The organism is Clostridiales bacterium FE2011 (genome assembly GCA_017569305.1).
GTDB lineage: Bacteria > Bacillota > Clostridia > Christensenellales > Aristaeellaceae > Aristaeella.
This window is the reverse complement of record CP069418.1, coordinates 1,976,376-1,993,573: the sequence shown is the minus strand read 5'-3', so window position 1 is coordinate 1,993,573 and position 17,198 is coordinate 1,976,376. Positions and strand designations below refer to the sequence as shown.

At 55.3% G+C, this 17,198-nt stretch carries 12 protein-coding genes; 3 read left to right on the top strand and 9 right to left on the bottom strand.

Annotation, left to right across the window (positions count from 1 at the left end; genetic code table 11):
• Positions 1 to 21 precede the first annotated feature (21 nt).
• A complete protein-coding gene (locus JRC49_08985; GenBank protein QTE69941.1) occupies positions 22 to 1,377 on the top strand; it encodes a hypothetical protein in 1,356 nt (451 codons plus the stop codon).
• Positions 1,378 to 1,506: 129 nt separating this feature from the next.
• Here JRC49_08985 and JRC49_08980 read toward each other — a convergent pair whose 3' ends face one another.
• From JRC49_08980 to JRC49_08970, 3 genes are all read right to left on the bottom strand, one after another.
• Positions 1,507 to 3,078, bottom strand: coding sequence for an extracellular solute-binding protein (locus tag JRC49_08980; protein ID QTE69940.1), 1,572 nt, complete (start codon positions 3,076 to 3,078; stop codon positions 1,507 to 1,509).
• 333 nt (positions 3,079 to 3,411) lie between these two features.
• On the bottom strand, positions 3,412 to 4,332 hold the full coding sequence (locus JRC49_08975; GenBank protein ID QTE69939.1) for a carbohydrate ABC transporter permease: 921 nt from the start codon (positions 4,330 to 4,332) through the stop codon (positions 3,412 to 3,414).
• Positions 4,333 to 4,362: 30 nt separating this feature from the next.
• The gene (locus JRC49_08970; protein ID QTE69938.1) at positions 4,363 to 5,316 is read right to left on the bottom strand and encodes a sugar ABC transporter permease; all 954 of its coding nucleotides are present in this window, start codon (positions 5,314 to 5,316) and stop codon (positions 4,363 to 4,365) included.
• Between the two features lie 299 nt (positions 5,317 to 5,615).
• Between JRC49_08970 and JRC49_08965 the strand changes: the two genes are divergently transcribed.
• Positions 5,616 to 7,874, top strand: coding sequence for a helix-turn-helix domain-containing protein (locus JRC49_08965; GenBank protein QTE69937.1), 2,259 nt, complete (start codon positions 5,616 to 5,618; stop codon positions 7,872 to 7,874).
• Positions 7,875 to 7,923: 49 nt separating this feature from the next.
• Here JRC49_08965 and JRC49_08960 read toward each other — a convergent pair whose 3' ends face one another.
• The 5 genes from JRC49_08960 to JRC49_08940 all read right to left on the bottom strand — a co-directional run bounded on the left by JRC49_08960 (position 7,924) and on the right by JRC49_08940 (position 12,307).
• Positions 7,924 to 8,670, bottom strand: a complete 747-nt coding sequence (locus JRC49_08960; GenBank protein ID QTE69936.1) for a nucleoside/nucleotide kinase family protein — start codon at positions 8,668 to 8,670, stop codon at positions 7,924 to 7,926.
• A complete protein-coding gene (gene pyrE, locus JRC49_08955) occupies positions 8,663 to 9,346 on the bottom strand; it encodes an orotate phosphoribosyltransferase (protein QTE69935.1) in 684 nt (227 codons plus the stop codon). The genes JRC49_08960 and pyrE overlap by 8 nt, the downstream gene beginning before the upstream one ends.
• 154 nt (positions 9,347 to 9,500) lie before the next feature.
• Positions 9,501 to 9,677 carry a hypothetical protein gene (locus tag JRC49_08950; protein QTE69934.1) on the bottom strand — a complete coding sequence of 59 codons (177 nt, stop codon included), beginning with the start codon at positions 9,675 to 9,677 and terminating at the stop codon, positions 9,501 to 9,503.
• 129 nt (positions 9,678 to 9,806) lie between these two features.
• Entirely contained in the window at positions 9,807 to 10,538 is a 732-nt protein-coding gene (locus tag JRC49_08945; GenBank protein QTE69933.1) for an alpha/beta fold hydrolase, read from the bottom strand.
• A gap of 167 nt (positions 10,539 to 10,705) precedes the next feature.
• Positions 10,706 to 12,307: an EAL domain-containing protein gene (locus JRC49_08940; GenBank protein QTE69932.1), complete on the bottom strand. Its 1,602-nt coding sequence runs from the start codon at positions 12,305 to 12,307 to the stop codon at positions 10,706 to 10,708.
• 404 nt (positions 12,308 to 12,711) lie between these two features.
• On the opposite strand from JRC49_08940, the gene JRC49_08935 reads away from it, so the two are divergent.
• Complete coding sequence (locus JRC49_08935; protein QTE69931.1) at positions 12,712 to 14,613, top strand: EAL domain-containing protein; 1,902 nt, start codon at positions 12,712 to 12,714, stop codon at positions 14,611 to 14,613.
• 62 nt (positions 14,614 to 14,675) lie between these two features.
• Here JRC49_08935 and JRC49_08930 read toward each other — a convergent pair whose 3' ends face one another.
• Positions 14,676 to 16,946: an AMP-binding protein gene (locus JRC49_08930; GenBank protein ID QTE69930.1), complete on the bottom strand. Its 2,271-nt coding sequence runs from the start codon at positions 16,944 to 16,946 to the stop codon at positions 14,676 to 14,678.
• Positions 16,947 to 17,198: the final 252 nt, after the last annotated feature.

The following is a 17,198-nucleotide window of genomic DNA, read 5'->3' as shown; positions in this document are numbered from 1 at the left end:
ACTGAAAGGAGTGATTCGATCATGATCGGACACATGAATATTACCCGCACCTGGAGGCGTATCCTGGCCGCAGCGCTTGTACTGGCACTGCTTCCCTGCTGTGTGCTGGCGGAAACAGCCGCAGGCGAAACCAAAACGAAAACCATCAGCTATTCCCCCTACGCACCTGATACCAGCAGACGGCCTGAACGTACTCCGGTTGAATCCACAGCTGTTGCTGAAGATCCCGAAGTCTATGACAGAGACGGTTTCTCCTATCCCTGGCTGACAAACCTGGAACTGGCCCGAATCAGGGAACTTCAGGCGGCTGTGAAAGACGGCAAGGCAGCTTATTCCGGACCGTCCATCATCAACCTGCCTTCTGTGGACAGCGACGACGTTGCCGTATACACCCTGAATCCTGAAGACTTCTGCGGGGAAACCTGCTATGTTTTCCTGCCGGATTCCTGCTCCATGTCTGACGCGCAGCTGATGGCCCTGCTGGCAGCTTTTGAGGAACTGGGCATTGATTTCGATCCCGATTCCCTGAACGACCGGAACTGCTGCCGTCACTGCAATATTCTGGAAACCCGGTATCTCCAACCGGAAGAGCAGGATCGTATGGACAAAATCGTTGCGCAGATCCGGAGCGGGGAACTGAAGAGCATCACCACAGACACCAAAGTGATGTCTGTCGAAAAGATCACCCACAGGACGTGGGGATATGACAGCAAGCGCTTCCAGTTCTATCCCTACAGAAGGATGACCGATGAGGAACTGACCCTGTTCGCCCTGGAGACGGAATGCGTCTGGGAAACAAGCCCGGAAGACATTAAGGCGGACGGCCTGAACGTCCTCAGCAAGATTATCCGCCTCCCGAAAACCAGCTTTGAGGGCAACTGCAGCCGTACCGAACTCAATCTCGGGAACCATGATCTCTACATTACAGATTCCGACAAACTGACAAAGTACGAAAGCTGTCTCTACCTGGACTTCAGCATGAGCGGCGAGGTCAGCAAAGCGCCTTCCACCCTGGATATGTACCACCTGCAGACACCCGGCGCGGCACCCGAGCTCGCCTGTATCTCCCTTTTCTATCCCTATTACGAAAGCTTCGCGGACAAGGATTATCCCGAATCCACAGAAAAAGCCCAGATTGCCGCGGCACAGGAATGGGCCCGGAACAATCTGCTGCTCGCGAATGAGGACCTCCGGGAAGAGTGGACTGTTCAGACATCCTATACCGACTGGAACGGAAACAAACAGGTTCAGCTTGTCCTGAATACGCCGGACTGGGAAATCAACCTGTGGATGTACGCCAACAGCCTGGACCTGTATGAATGCCGGATCTATTCCCGGAAATGGTATGATCCCGGACAGAAATGGTTCTGGTCCTGATTCCCTGTACTCACGGTGCCCGAAAGGGCGCCGTTTTTTTTTGACCGCAAAAAAACTCCCCCGGTGATCGGCCGGGGGAGAAAGGAGGTTACCACAGGCCGGCTCTCGCCGGTCCAGGGGGGGCGTAAATCAGTTGCTGTGGGTCGCGGTGTAGTTCCTCTGGTAGATTTCCATGTAGGTCTCCAGGCCCATGCTGTTCAGGCGGGCGATATAATCATCCCACTCAGCCTCAACACCGCCGCTGGACAGCCACTTGGCGCGCATTTCCTCGACGTAGTTGATGATGTCGGTCTTGATCATGTTCAGGTCGTCCGTGTCCTCTTCGCTGAGGATCATGCTGGGCAGGTAGACGCTGGTGGCATACTTGCGGTAGTAGTTCTCGTTGCGGTCGAACTTCGCCTGGTGACCGGCGGAACGCGGAATCTTGGTGCCGAAGAAATCGCTGGTCAGCGCGATCGGGCCGTCGGAAGCAAAGGCGTCCTTGCCGCGGAACTCGTCATAGCTCATGCCTTCGGGCGTATCGATATAGTCATAGGTGCCGTCGCCGTTGTCCTTGATGGTGATGCCGATGGGACCCATGTCACACTGCATGGACCAGATCGGATCATAGAAGGTATCCACCCACCTGAGCAGCAGGGCCGGATCCTTGCACACATTGGTGATGGAGAAGCCGGTGGCCGCCATGGTGGAGTCGGGAGAGGTTCCCCAGGAAGTGGTACCGTCCGGTCCGAGGAGGGGGCTCAGGGGCTCATACTCATCCTCGTGCACGGTGCCCAGGTCGAAGGAGTTCCAGCACATGAACACGCCGATGTTGGCGACTTCACCCTGGTTCTGGGAATTGTAGGTCTTCTTGTCCATGGTGAAGCCTTCCTGGTCGATCAGGCCTTTGGCAAAGAAGTGCTCATACAGGTACTTGCAGCCTTCCTTGTATCCCTCGGTGGCCGGCACAAAGACCAGCTGGCCGTCATCGCCGACTACGATGTGAGTGTTGCCCGCAGCCAGTGTGTCCGCATAGCCGAACGCGCCGAAGAAACCGCCGATATCGCGCTGGGAACCCAGGAACTTGAAGGACATGGGGATTTCATCGTTCGGGTCGCCGTTGCCGTTGGCATCCTGCTCTTTGAACGCAGTCAGCACTTTTTCAAACTCTTCCAGGGTGGTGGGCTTTTCCAGGCCCAGCCGTTCCAGCCAGGTTTTGTTGATCATGATATTGGAAGCGATGGTACCATCCTCACCCTCCTGGATATAGGGAGTGGAGTAGATGTTTCCATCGGGAGCGGTGATCATGGACTTGATGTCCGGGCGGCGCTCCAGCAGCGCCTTCAGGTTGGGAGCGTTCTCCTCAATCAGGTCATTCAGCGGAATCAGGATGCCCTGGGAACCGTAAACAACCAGGTCAGAGGAGCTCAGGGAGAATTTGCCGAAGAAGCCATCCGGCAGGTCTTTGTTGGCGGCCAGCAGCAGGTTCTTTTTCTCGTCGTATTCCGCCTGCTGGATTGGCTGCCAGTTAATGTGTATGCCGGTCAGCTCTTCCAGGTTCTTAAAAAGCACCATCTCATCCGGATTGCCATGGGTCGGACGCATACGGATAATCAGGTTGAATTCCGTGGGGGAATCCACGAGGGGGTACCCTTCGGCCAGCGCCGCCGCGCAGGACAGTACCAGGGCCAGGGCCAGGATGATAGCCAGGATCCGTTTCATGTTCTTGCCTCCTTGATAAAAGTGTTTTATTGCAGGGCATTTCGCGCCCTAAGGAACGAAAGAAAATGAAGACTGAGAGTTGCCAAGTGATCAGTGAAGAGTGATGAGTGACCAGTGAAGAGTGAAAAGTGAAGAGTGAAGTGTTAATGATAGGCTTTGTGAAAGATTTAACCTTTAACCGCCCCGCAACCTCAATCGTCGCATTGCTCGTTTGGAGCGCTTCGCACTGCTCGTTTCGGTTGACTCGCTCACCTCTTTTTCGCCTGCGGCGAATACCCCACTGGGGCACCATTCGGATCGCTCCCCAATCAAATGATAGGCTTTGTGAAAGGTTTAACCTTTCACTGCGCCTATCATTACCCCCTGAATGAAGTATCTTTGCAGGAAGGGATAGAGGATCAGCAGCGGCAGGGAGGACGCGATGATAACCCCGTACTTGATCAGGTCGCCCAGGCGCATCTGGGCCGCCAGGTTGGCGGCGTCATCCACCATGTCATTCATGGAATTCTCGAAAAGGATGCTCCGCAATACCAGCTGCAGCGGGCGCTTATCGTCACTCATGATATAGTACAGGGCATTCGAATAATTGTTCCAGTGACTGACCGCATAGAAAAGGACCAGCACGGCCATAATGGATTTGCTCAGCGGCAGTACAATCTGCAAAAAGAACTGCACGTTTGTCGCACCGTCCAGCTGGGCCGCCTCCAGCAGGTCATCCGGAATGTTCTGCTGGAAGAAAGTCCGTGCCACAATCAGGTTCCATGAGCTTACCGCCACCGGCAGGACCATTGCCCAGATCGTATCCAGCAGATTCAGGTCGCGCACCAGCAGGAAGGTCGGCATCAGGCCGCCGGTAAAGATCATCGTAAACGTGATCAGCATCATGAAGAAATTACGGCCCACCAGGTCCTTCCGGGACAGGGCGTAAGCCGCGGGAACGGTCACCAGCATGTTTATCAGCGTACCCACGCCGGTATAAATCAGGGTGTTGCGATATCCGGTGAAGAAAGACTGATACTCCAGGATCCGCCTGTATCCGTCCAGCGTCGCTTTCACCGGATACAGGATCACCCGGCCGGCATTGACGTCCACCGGATCAGAAATGGAGGCAATCACGACAAAATAAAGGGGATAAGCTACAAGCAAAAGGCAGATCGTCAGGAGCACATAATTCATGATGTCAAAAGCCCGGTCTGCCCTGGTTTCGCCTACTTTAACCCGCCGTTTTTTCACAGCCAGCTCTGTCTGCAGCATGCGCATTCCCTCCTTTCCGCCGTTTTACACTCAGAAGAGTGAAGAATCGGATACTTTCTTCGAAATATAGTTCACAGTAGTAATCAAAATCAGATTGACCATCGACTCAAACATGCCTACCGCGGTGGAAAGGCTGGGCTGGTTCTCCTGCAGGCCCCGCTGGTAAACATAGACCGAGATAATTTCCGAAGTAGAAACATTCAGTTTATTTCCCATCAGGAAGGCTTTTTCAAAGCCGACTGTCATGACTTTACCGGCGCTGAGGATAAACATGATAACCACAGTGGGCAGGATTCCGGGCAGGTCAATATGCCAGACCCGCTGGTACTTGTTGGCGCCGTCCATAATAGCCGCCTCATGGAGCTCCGGATTGATCGAGGACAGCGCCGCCAGGTAGATAATGCTGCCCCAGCCGGCATTCTGCCAGATATCCGAACCGATATACAGCGGGCGGAACCAGCCAGGCTCACCCATGAAATGAATCCGTTCCCCTCCCAGCGCCGCGATCAGGTGATTGATGATGCCGTTGCGCGGAGAGAAAAACAGGGAGATAACCCCCACCAGCACCACGGTGGAAATGAAATGCGGCGCGTAAATGGTGGTCTGCACCAGCTTTTTATACCGTTTGGAAGGCAGCTGGTTCAGCAGCAGCGCCAGCAGGATCGGCACCGGAAAAGAGATCAGCAGCGTTCCCACGCTGATCATCAGGGTATTGGTCATCAGCCGGACGAAATTGGGTCCCCGGAAAAACTGGTCAAAATACTTCAGCCCTACCCAGGGACTGTTCCAGATGCCATTAGCCGCCCTGTATTTTTTAAACGCAATCTGCAAACCAAGCATCGGGTAATAACGGAAGATCAGGAAGTAAGCCAGCGCGGGCAGCAGGAACAGATACAGCTGCCAGTTGCACAGGATCCTTTTCAGCTTTCTCCGTCCCGGAGTCAGCCGCAGATCCCTGACCGGATCCCTCGCCAGCGTTGTCATGCGTTTCCACCGCGCCTTTCTGTTTGCATTTGTGTTTTCCTGCCCCGGCAGGTTCTTTTGATGTCAAAATCGTATGTGTTTTATGCCAGATAGTCAATCTTCACTTTTTGAAATGATATTCATTTCTTGAAATTGACCTGGTTTGCGGATAAAAATATGCATTTTTTGAATCGTCAATTCTGACAATCCATCGCCGCTTTTCCTATCCCGCCATTGTCCCGAAAGGCTCCGGAATGGTATAATGCCTCCATCAGAACACGTTCTGAAAAAGTTTCAGCAACAAAAAGGCGGCCAGGCAGATGAAAAGCAAAAGTATTACCTTTTATCGCTATATTCTTTCCTACGCGCTCGTGCTTTTTCTGCCGATCGTCTTTCTTTTCACGCTCTTCAACTCCTTCCTGCTGGACCGCTACAAGCAGGAGATCGCTGACAACAGCACCCGCCTGCTGACCCAGATCCAGGAAAACATGGACACGCAGCTGGAGCAGCTGATCAATATTTCCTACATGATCCAGAACAACGCCGTGGTCAATCTCCGGACCAACGAAGGCGACGTGGTGGCTGCCCGGAAAGCAGTGGATACCCTGAGCGTCCTGCATTCCATATCCTCCCTGCCGGATTACCTGATCACCTACCGTTCCGGCACGGAATACTGCTTCACTTCTTCCTCCCGGATCCGCCCGGAAAAGCTGTTCTCCGACCAGCTGGTATATGCCGGCCACACACTGGAAGATTTCTACGCCACGGTGAACAGACCGGAAAACATCATCACCTGGCCGGCGGATACCGTACGCCAGTACGGCGGGCAGGAAGCAGAATATGTCACGCTCTTCATCTCTGTCTCCGGCAACGTGAGAACTCCCAAGCTGCGCACAGCCTACCTGATTCCTTCCTCCCGGATCCGGAATAACGTCGTCCGGGTCACCGAGGAATACGGCGGAAGCGTCCAGATTACCGATTCTGACGGTGCGCTGCTGCTCGGCATCGGTCCTGTATCCCGGGAGGAGTTCCTCCAGGCCGGAGAACCGGCCGCCGACGGATCTGTCCAGGCCGGCGGAGAAAAGTACCTCCTTTCCTCCGCCCACTCGTCAGTGGTCGGCTGGGACTACACCGTGCTGATCCCCGCCCGGGTGATTGAAGCACCGATGCACAATATGCGGCGGGTGATGATCCTGCTGCTGATTGCGGTTTCCATCCTGGGAGCCACCATCGTCTATTTCCTTTCCAACCTGCATTACAAACCCCTGAAGCGGCTGACCGAAAAAGCCCTGAGCAGCCATGAGCCGCAGCCCGGTGATTCCCGTACCGGCCGTACAGATGAAATGCGCCAGGTGGAGGCCGTGCTGGATGCCCTGGCCCAGGAAAGCCGCTCCAGCCGCCTTGCGCTGGAAGAAAGCCGCGGCGTCCTGCTGCAGAGCAGCCTGCGCAGGCTGCTTGCCGGTGAATACAGCACCCGGCTGAAAGAAGAGCTTGCCCGCAACGGTCTGGCCCTTTGCGACGGCGATCAATACCGGGTTGCCGTGCTGGACTGTGACAGACGCCGGCTGACCGCCCTGCGGGAGGAAGCGGACGTCTTCATCGCCTCCCTGTCCTTTGGCCGGCAGGACGCGGTGCTCTGCTCCAGCCTGCCGGGAGAAGGCAGCTTCGCCATACTCTTCCCCGGTGCCGCTGAAGATGACAGGGCTGAGGACAGCCTTTACAGCCTGAAAGGCCGGCTGGAAGACGCCTGCGGCGTGCCCGTTTCCATCGGACTCAGCCTCCCCTGTTCAGCGCAGGAGATCGGCACTGCTTATACCCAGGCCGTCCGCGCGCTGCAGTTCCGCCTGGTACGGGGCAGCGGCTGCCTGGTAACATATTCTTCCGACCTGGATACCGCCTCCTCCCTGCAGAACTATCCCCGGGAGCAGTTGGAACAGCTGCAGTGGTACCTGCTGCAACGGGATCCGGAGAATGTTTCCCGCCTCCTGCACCGCCTGCTGGACAACCTGCAGAAAGGTCCCGTTTCCTTCAACTTCGTCCGGATGGTCTGCTTCGACGTGGTGAACACTACCGTAAGCACCCTCTATACCGGAAAGCAGGGCGTCCCCGCTCCCACCGTGCAGCCCGAAATGCTGGAGCAGCTGATCTCCTTCGACACGGTACCGGAACTGGTGGAGCTGCTGGAGCAGTTTGTGGATGAGACCTGCGCCTCCCTGAAAACCCTGCAGCCGGACAGCGGCGATGACCGCCTGCAGGAAATGAAAGCCTACATTGAGGAAAACTGCTTTGACGAAATCTTCTCCCTGCAGGCTATGGCGGACCGCTTCAGCCTGACGCCCTCCAACCTGTCCCACTATTTCAAGAGCTGTGCGGGACAGGGCGTTCTGGAATACGTACAGGCACAGCGCAAAAAAGAAGCCTGCCGGCTGTTGTCGCAGACTGACGAACCTGTGCAGATTGTGGGGGCCCGGGTGGGCATGCCCAATGTGTCTTCCTTCATCCGCTTCTTCAAGCAGCAGACCGGGATTACCCCCGGCCAGTACCGGAAACAGACACGTACTTCCAATTCAGAAGAATAAAATGATCCGCAAACCATAAACGCGGCGTCATCTGACGCCGCGTTTTCCTTTACTTTTCTTCTGTCCGGTAATCCCCGAGGTCATCCAGCCGGAGCCGCAGATCCGCCGGTGCCGATCCGGCCAGGCACAGCCGGACATTGGGCATATCACTGTAGTCCACAAACCGGACCGCGGCATCCTCCGCCACGCCGGTATGGATCTTCCGGTCAATCAGCCGGTTCCGCAGGAGTTCCTCCCCCGCGCTGACGGATACCGTGTAATCCGCGTACGCGGCCAGGTCCCGCCAGCCTTCCTCGTCCAGAAGCAGGTAATTGCCCTCCAGCAGCACAATCTCCCCGTCCACCGTCAGGGCGTCCTCCACCGGGTTGTGGAGCAGCCGGTCATAGACCGGCCAGCCGCAGACTTCCCCGGCAGCGACCCTCCGCAGCGCGGAAAGCAGCTTCTCCAGGTCAAAAGTCACGGGAGCGCCCTTGATCTCCACCATGCGGATCGTTTTCCCTTCCCGCTCCGTCGTATGGCTCAGCAGGTATTCCTGCCGCCTGTGGAATCCGTCCATCCCGACAGCCTGCACGGGGCACAGTCCGGCCCGTTCCCGGGACAGCCGCTCCAGAAAACTGGCCAGCGTGCTCTTGCCCGCTCCGGGCGGCGCCGCAAGCAGCACCAGGATCCGTCTTCCCGCCGTGCGCTGCATGGCTGTCAGCTTTTCCAGCAGCGGCACAAAGATCTCATTCACCGCCCGATCGCTGTAACGGGCAGCCACCTCTATACCGTTGATCAGGATATGATGCTCAGTCACCGCTGTTTACCCCGTAAATCTTCTGGTATTCCAGCACCCGGGCGTAAAGGGCGTCGTCAATATACACCTTTCCGCCAATTTCCCGGTTGTGCAGGTAGGAAACCACTTCCCGGATGGTGACGATGGGGAAAACCTTCACGCCGAACTCCTGTTCCAGCTCCGCCAGCGCGGATTGCTCTCCCCTGCCCTTTTCCATCCGGTCCACGGCGATGATAATCGACTCCACCCTGCCCATGTCCAGATTCTTCAGCAGTTCCATGGTCTCCCGGATGGCAGTTCCGGCGGTAATCACATCCTCCACGATGACAATCCGGTCATCCTTTCCCGGGATCTCTCCGACAATGGCGCCGCCTTCCCCGTGGTCTTTCTTTTCCTTCCGGTTAAAGCAGACGGGCACCCGTACGCCGTACTGGCTGTACAGCGCTGCCGCCGTCACCGCCACCAGGGTAATCCCCTTATAGGCCGGACCGAACAGCAGGAGGCTTTCCCTGCCGATGTTTTCCACATAAGTCTGCGCGTACATTTTCCCGACCAGGTCTAACTGGTCCCCGTACGTCAGTTTTCCGGTATTGATGAAATAGGGCGTTTTCCGGCCGCTTTTCGCCGTGAAGTCGCCGAACTGAACCGCACCGGACTCCGCCAGGAGCTCAATAAACCGTTTTCTGTCCTCATTCATCTTTCATTCCTCCCCCGTATGCGGATTCATTATACAAAAAGAGCAGACCACGGGCAATTCATGAGCGGAAAAAGGACAAACGAAACCGGCGCCGGAGCATTTCCGACGCCGGATATGTCAACCTTTCAGCCGGTTCCGATATTACGGCTGTTCCTTATCCATCCTTCCGGATGAATCCGTAGGCCAGGGCCGCGACCGCAATCAGGATGAAAAGTCCGCTTGCTCTTGAGACGCAGTACAGCAGTCCGCGGGCACCTCTTGCCGCCAGGAGAACCAGTGCGGCAACGCCGATGATCAGGCCTACACTTCTGTTCCTATCCATGCCGAACATTCTCAATGCCCTCCTTCCGTACATATCGGTGATTCCTTCACCGTGAGGAAAGCATATCATACGGTCGGATCATAAAACAGGACAGGAAGCGACAAATAATACCGGTTATTTTTCTACCCGGGCAGGATATCAGTGTTCCAGGAAGAACGCCGTTTCCTGTGCCAGGGCATCCTGTTTTGACGTGCCCGTGAAGCCGTGCCCCTGTCCCGGATAAACAATCAGCCGGGCATCCGCATAGGTCTCCGCAGCCTTTTCCGAATAGCGGAGCGGAACAATCGGATCACTGTCCCCGTGAAGGATCAGCACCGGGCCGGTATAGGCGGGCAGCAGGTCGTACAGGTTGAAGGACGTGGCGTCCTCATCATATTTCCGGCTGATCCTGAACCCCATGATGCTGCTGACTTCCGGGAAAGATCCGTCCGGCAGTCTCCGTTTTTCCGAATCATCCTGCAGCACGATCGCCGGGAATTCCAGCACCACCGCTTTGATATCCCCGGGCCGCCGGGAGGAAACATAAGCGGAAACAAACCCGCCCTGGCTGGCTCCCCACAGGAAAATATCCGAAATTCTCCCGTCATTCCGGAAGTGATCGATCACCGCGTCCAGGTCCGCCGCTTCCGTCAGCACGGACATGTCCAGCATGGTACCGCTGCTCCTGGAGTTGAACCCGCCGCCGCAGAAATCCAGGTTATAGGTGGCAAAGCCGGCTGAAACAAAGAATGCGGCGCTGTTCAGATCCAGGGTATGATTCCCCCCGAAACCGTGGGAAAGGATAATTAAAGGGGCTGTCTTTTTTCCTTCCGGCAGCTGGAGTACGCCGAAGACGTTTCCGTTGGGACTCGGGATAATAATCTCTTCCATAGATTCCTCCGCAAAAGCTGTATGCATTATGACCATGAGGAAAAAGATTGCCGACAACACCGGAAGCAGCCGTTTCCTCATATGTTCACCCCTGCAGTATGATTGTATTAACATTATACCAGAAAACGGACAAAAAAAAGAGGGCAAAGCCCTCTTTAATCGGATGATTATTTGGCAGAATCTTCCTTGTCGGAATCAACCACGAGCGTGGCGGAACCATATGCCTTCAGCGGATGGCCGGTCTCATCAAACTCGGTGGTATATCTCACATGGAAGGGAATGCGGCCGACCGTCAGCGGGATGATCGCTTCCAGCTCTCCGACGCCGTCCTCCAGCTTTCTGTGCCATTCACGGTACATATCCGCGTAATCCGGCGGGAACAGGCCGTTTTCGATTACGGGTTCCGGATAATTCTTCACAACAGGCGGCAGGCCCAGGTCCCGCATGCAGCGGAAGCAGGGGCGCATTTCATGGGTGTCAATGTTGTATTCCCAGGCATACATATTGGCCTGTTCAAAGGCGGCACGGAAGCGCTTGTCGTTGTCCCTCATCTCCTGGAGGTTTTTCTTTTCTTCCGTGATGTTCTGGACAATGGCGTAGATGATCGACTGATCTCCGCCCCGGCCGATGACACGCAGGCCGCTGCGGAGGCAGACCCGCTCCACACCGCAGCACTTGGACTGATAGGTGCGCCAGGTCTCACAGGTTTCCTCCATACCGGTCTGAATAGCCTTGCGGATAGTCTTTTCGTAAATCTCCCGGTTTTCCGGAGAGAAAGGTTCCCAGAAATCAGAAGACAGGATATCCTGCTCCGTCAGGTTCATACCGGATTCCTTGACGTACTTGGAGTTTACCCGCAGCATATCCACCTGGCCCTTTTCATAGGAGAAAATGGCGGCGGCGCCAACGTAGTTGTTGAAGATCAGGGTTTCCAGGGAATCCGGATCCCAGAAGCGTTCCGCTTCCATCGCCTTGATCAGCAGCAGGGAGGGCTTCGTGGGTTCAATATCATGCGCCAGCAGCAGCATCATGAAATCTTCCTTGGAAATCGGCTTGGAATACAAGTAACCCTGTACGTAATTGCAGCCGATGCTCTTGAGGAAGTCAGCCTGTTCGATGGTTTCCACGCCTTCCGCCAGCGTCGGGGTGTTCAGCCATTTGGCCATCTGAACCACCGCGTTGACGATCACGCCGCCGCGGCCGCCCAGGCCTTCCCCAGCCAGGAAGCGCAGGTCCAGCTTCAGGAAATCCACAGGCAGGTTCTTGAGGATACTCAGGGAAGAATACCCGCTGCCAAAGTCATCCATCTCCACCAGGTAACCCTTTTCATGGAACTGCTTCACAGCATTGGAAATCAGGTCAAAGCCGCCGATGGCGGAAGACTCCGTAATCTCCGCACGGAAATAATGCACGGGTACGTCGTACCTTCTGCGGATCGCTTCAATCTCATTCACATAGTCATGGCCGAAAAGGTCATGACGGGAGATGTTGAAGGAAATAGGCAGCATATAATTCGGGCAGCTATTATGGAAACGGCAGATTTCTTCAAAGGCAAACAAATCAGCCCGATGGATGAGTCCGTAATTCTCCATAATCGGGATGAAATCGTCCGGGAGCTGTTCCCCGAGTTCCGGATGCCGCCAGCGCATAAGAGCTTCCGCTCCGATCAGACGGCCCGTTGAATGATTGTATTTAGGCTGATAAACCAGATAAATCTGGCCATTCGTAATTGCCTCATCAAACGAACTGATGATTTCCTGTTCTGTCATCTTGCGGTGCATGAAACGGTCCCCTTCCAGGAGGAAAATGTAAAGCATACTCCCGCATGGGAATAGGTATGCATGATTATTATATTGTAAAACGCTGCAAATGGCAAATAGAAAAAATGGCAGGACAACTGTGAAAATAATACAATTTGATGGGTTGAAATACCATATACCCGGTTTCATGTAACCGATCACAAGCGCTGAAATGTATGGAAAACAGCAGACTTTAGACTTTAAGCGACATACATAAAAAATTCTTTACAAGCCATGTAACTTATGCTATATTTGTCCGGTCAAATCAAGTGCTCTACGTGATAAAATCACAGATTGACGCAAACCCGGCAAAATATGTTTTTACAATTTGTGCAGAAAGGTCCCCCCGTGGGGAAAGGACAGCAACCAAAAAAATGAACTACAGCTTCACCGTTCCAAGCATGTTGATCCTGCTGGTCATCATGGGGTACTACTTCTTCCGTCCAAGGCTGCCAATCCGACTGAACCGTGCATTCCTGGCCATTCTGGTCATTGATATCTGCACGGAAATCCTTGAGGTTGCCTCCTTCCGCCTGAACGAGACCTGGCCGGAGCATGCGTCCGAACTGCTCTGGGTCGTCAATGTGCTGTATTTCATTTTTGTATATGTCCGTTCCTATATGTTCTTTGTCTTCACCGTGAGCGTGCTGGACTCCAAGTCACTGATCTGGTCACGCCTGCGTGTCTTTGCTCCAATTGTATATATTCCCTGCGTGCTGATTGCGCTGACTACGCCGTGGACCCATCTGCTGTTCCGCATTGAAGACGGATTCCACCAGGGGCAGCTTTACTGGACGATCTTCGCCTGTGACTGCTGTTACCTGACTTTTGCCACCATCGGTATTCTCCGGCACCTGAAGGAACTGAGCGCTCACGAAATCATCAGCCTGCTGGCCATCCAGGTTGTCCTGAAAGCCGGCATTGTCGCCCGTTTCCTGCTGCCGAATATTGTGGTCATGAACACCTTCTGCCTGATGGCCATCGTGGTGATCTTCATTTCCTTCCTGAACCCGGATCTTTACCTCTCTGAGCGGGGATATGTCTATAACCTTCCGGCTTTCCACGCACTGCTGGGCGAATGCTGGCAGCGAAAGAAACCCTGCCGGGTGCTTGGTTTCACCATCCAGAACTATAATGAACACCGGGAAATTTTCGGCGGAAAGCAGATGGATGACGCCCTGATCGGCATCAACAAATACCTGCTGGATAATTTCCCCCATCTGAGCAGTTTCTATCTGCGGGGCGGCTCCTACGCCATGGTGGGACAGAACGAACCCGACCTGGCGGAGCTGCGCCAGAAGCTCAGCGAGCGCTTTACCGGCCCCTGGAAAACCGGTGCCGGCGAACTGCGGCTGGGCATTTCCTTTGTGGAAGCGGATATGGATCTGATGAACTGTCCCTCCGACCGGCTGGTCAACACCCTGATGATTTCCCTGGACGAACTGAGCCGCGTTGCCGAACCGGATACCAGCCGCTCCCTCATGGATTCCATTGATGAAATCAACCAGAAGCTGGAGATCCGCCGGTGCCTGGAAAAGTCCCTGGACCGGGATGAACTGGAAGTGTTCCTCCAGCCGCTGATGGACAGCAAAACCGGAAAGCGGATCGCGGCGGAAGCCCTGGTCCGGCTGCGGGATGACAACGGAAACCTGATCCGGCCCGATCTGTTCATCTCCATGGCGGAGCAGGAAGGCTATATCGTACGGCTGGGCGAGCAGGTACTTGCCAAGGTCTGCCGGTTTATCCGGGACCATGACATGGAAGCCATGGGCATCCAGTGGATCAACGTCAACCTGAGCCCGGTGCAGTTCATGAGCCGTGACGTTCCTTCCCGTTTTGCGGAAATCCTGAAGGAATATCATGTGGATGAAAAGATGATCCACCTGGAGATTACGGAACAGAGCATGATTGACTTCTCGCTCCTGCGGGACCAGATCACCGGCCTGCACAACAACGGTTTTGAGTTTTCCCTGGACGATTATGGCAGCGGCTACTCCAACCTTTCCCGGGTTCGCCAGTATCCCTTCACCAACATCAAGATCGACATGGAAGTCGTTTGGAACTACTGCAAGGAAAAAGACATGCTGCTTCCCGCCCTGGTGGAAGGCTTCAAGCGGATGAACCTGAGCATTACCGCCGAGGGTATCGAAACAGAAGAAATGGCCGGCGCCATGAAGGATATCAGCTGCGACTACCTGCAGGGATATTACTTCTCCCAGCCCGTGCCGATGGATGAGTTTGTGGAACAGACCATGCAGATGAATAAAGCCTGCTGAAAGGCGTCAATGAAAAGGGCCGGTCCGAATGGACCGGTCCTTTTCCGTTTCTGTTCCGGAGATTACAGCAGGTTGCGCTGGATCTTGCCGGAGATCGTCTTGGGCAGTTCGTCCCGGAAGACAATCTTGCGGGGATATTTGTAAGGTGCGGTATGCTCTTTGACATACTGCTGGATTTCCTTTTTGAGCTCTTCGGTTCCTTCCGTGCCCTTGGTCAGGACAATGGAGGCCTTGACGATCTGGCCGCGGATTTCATCCGGTTCGGCGGAAACGCCGCACTCCAGCACGTAGGGCAGCTCCATGATGACGGATTCGATCTCGAACGGCCCGATACGGTAGCCGGAGGATTTGATAACGTCGTCAATCCGGGAAACATACCAGAAGTAGCCGTCCTCATCCCGCCAGGCTGTGTCGCCGGTGTGGTACATGCCGTCGTGCCAGGCTTCCTTCGTCTTTTCCTCGTCCAGGTAATACTCCCGGTAAAGGCCGCAGGGAACATTCCTGTCGGTATGGATAACAATCTCGCCCACTTCACCGCTGGCAACGGAATTGCCGTCCGGATCCACGATATCCACGTCGTACTGGGGATTGGCCTTACCCATGGAACCGATCTTCGGCACGGTACCGGCCAGGTTGCCGATGGTCAGCGTGGTTTCTGTCTGACCGAAGCCTTCCATGATCTGCAGGCCCGTAGCCTTCTCGAACTGGCGGTAGACCTCGGGGTTGAGGGCTTCGCCGGCGGTAGTCATATGGTGAATGGAGCTGAGGTCGTAATTGGCCAGGTCCACCTTGATGAACATCCGGAGCATGGTGGGCGGTGCGCAGAAGGTCGTGATGTTGTACTTCTTGAACATGGGCAGGATATCCGCCGCGTCGAACTTATCGAAGTCATAGACGAAAACCGCACCCTCGCACAGCCACTGGCCGTAAAGCTTGCCCCAGAGGGATTTGCCCCAGCCGGTGTCGGAAATGGTGAAGTGGAGACCGTCCCGCTCGCAGCAGTGCCAGTACTTCGCCGTAACATAATGTCCCAGGGCGTAAGTATGACGGTGCTGGGCCATCTTCGGATTGCCTGTGGTGCCGGAAGTGAAGAACATGAGCGCCGGTTCGTTGCCGCAGGAGGCGTCCTCCGGACGGCGGTAGCGGCGGGTGAAGAGCGGATATTCCGCATTCAGGTCATGCCAGCCCTCCCGGGATCCGTTGACCATGATCAGGGTTTCCACGCTGGGGCACTTGGCGGCGGCCCGCTCGGCGATCTCGGCAGTGTCCCCGTCGGCCGTGCAGATCAGGGCCTTGACGCCGGCAGCGTTGAAGCGGTACTCAAAGTCATGCTCCTTCAGCTGGTTGGTTGCGGGGATCGCGATGGCGCCCAGTTTGTGCAGGGCCACCATGGAGAACCAGAACTGATAGTGCCTCTTGAGCACCAGCATGACCCGGTCGCCCCGCTTGATTCCCAGGGATGTGAAATAGTTGGCGCACTGGTTGGAGGCGTCCTTGATATCCTTGAAGGTGAAGCGGCGCTCCTCATGATGCTTGTCCACATAGAGCATGGCCAGCTTATCCGGATACTTGCGGGCGATCTCGTCCACGATATCAAAACCGAAGTTGAAGGTTTCATGATTCGGGAAGCTGATGGAAGTGAGCCTTCCCTGCTCATCCTCCTTCGCGTCAATAAACTTCTCGGCAACCAGGTGACCCTCATACCGGGCAGCCTTGGGTACGGCCGCGAAATCAGCGCCGCTCTGCTGTCCTTCAACCGGAAGGATCATCGCCAGGAAGACGCAGTCCTTCCCGTTCACGGCGATCATGCCGTGCGGCAGGGAGGAGTTGTAATAGATGCTGTCGCCTTCCTCCAGGATCTCGGTATGGTCGCCGACCTGGACCTTCAGGCTGCCGGAAAGCACCAGGTCGAATTCCTGTCCCTTGTGGGTGGTCGTATGGATCGGCTCATTCTGCTGCTTTTCGGAATATTCATAGCGAACCCAGTAAGGCTCCGCCACCTTATCCCGGAATTTCGGCGCCAGGTTCGAAATGGCGATGCCTTCTTCCTTCGCGGTGGTTTCGCCCTTGCCGCGGCGGGTCACCGTGTAGGTGGACAGGAAAGCATTGTGGCCTTCCAGCAGTTCCGTCAGCTCCATGTTGAAAGCCTGGGCGGACTTGTAGATGAAAGTAAAGGGCATGTCGGTCTGGCCGGCTTCGTAATCGAGGTATTCCGCAACGGTTACCTCCGTCTTTTCCGCCATTTCCTCAGGGGTCCAGCCCATGATCTCCCGCATTTCACGGATACGGGAAGCAACCGCACTCAATTGGCTCAGGTCAGTCCTGGTTGTCATCTGGAAACGCTCCTCTCTTTACAATGCAAGGTATGTAAGTCCTGGTCTTTCATACAGCAGAATGCCTGAATCGGATGGCCGGGAATAAATAAATGGCCCGTCTCATTTTTGAGACGGGCCATGTTGGCTCGCGGTACCACTCAAATTGTGCGCCTTTGCACACCACTTCAGACACTATCATGTCCTATGCCTTTACGCAGCAGTCACGGGAGACGCCTACTGGGATCAACCTTTCGGATCTCCGGCTCGGAA

What these genes read in the sequence shown, in the direction of transcription:
- JRC49_08985 (QTE69941.1), top strand. Translation starts at nt 22, where the DNA reads ATGATCGGACACATGAATATTACCCGCACCTGGAGGCGTATCCTGGCC.
- JRC49_08980 (QTE69940.1), bottom strand. Translation starts at nt 3,078, where the DNA reads ATGAAACGGATCCTGGCTATCATCCTGGCCCTGGCCCTGGTACTGTCC.
- JRC49_08975 (QTE69939.1), bottom strand. Translation starts at nt 4,332, where the DNA reads ATGCTGCAGACAGAGCTGGCTGTGAAAAAACGGCGGGTTAAAGTAGGC.
- JRC49_08970 (QTE69938.1), bottom strand. Translation starts at nt 5,316, where the DNA reads ATGACAACGCTGGCGAGGGATCCGGTCAGGGATCTGCGGCTGACTCCG.
- JRC49_08965 (QTE69937.1), top strand. Translation starts at nt 5,616, where the DNA reads ATGAAAAGCAAAAGTATTACCTTTTATCGCTATATTCTTTCCTACGCG.
- pyrE (QTE69935.1), bottom strand. Translation starts at nt 9,346, where the DNA reads ATGAATGAGGACAGAAAACGGTTTATTGAGCTCCTGGCGGAGTCCGGT.
- JRC49_08950 (QTE69934.1), bottom strand. Translation starts at nt 9,677, where the DNA reads ATGTTCGGCATGGATAGGAACAGAAGTGTAGGCCTGATCATCGGCGTT.
- JRC49_08945 (QTE69933.1), bottom strand. Translation starts at nt 10,538, where the DNA reads ATGGAAGAGATTATTATCCCGAGTCCCAACGGAAACGTCTTCGGCGTA.
- JRC49_08940 (QTE69932.1), bottom strand. Translation starts at nt 12,307, where the DNA reads ATGACAGAACAGGAAATCATCAGTTCGTTTGATGAGGCAATTACGAAT.
- JRC49_08935 (QTE69931.1), top strand. Translation starts at nt 12,712, where the DNA reads ATGAACTACAGCTTCACCGTTCCAAGCATGTTGATCCTGCTGGTCATC.
- JRC49_08930 (QTE69930.1), bottom strand. Translation starts at nt 16,946, where the DNA reads ATGACAACCAGGACTGACCTGAGCCAATTGAGTGCGGTTGCTTCCCGT.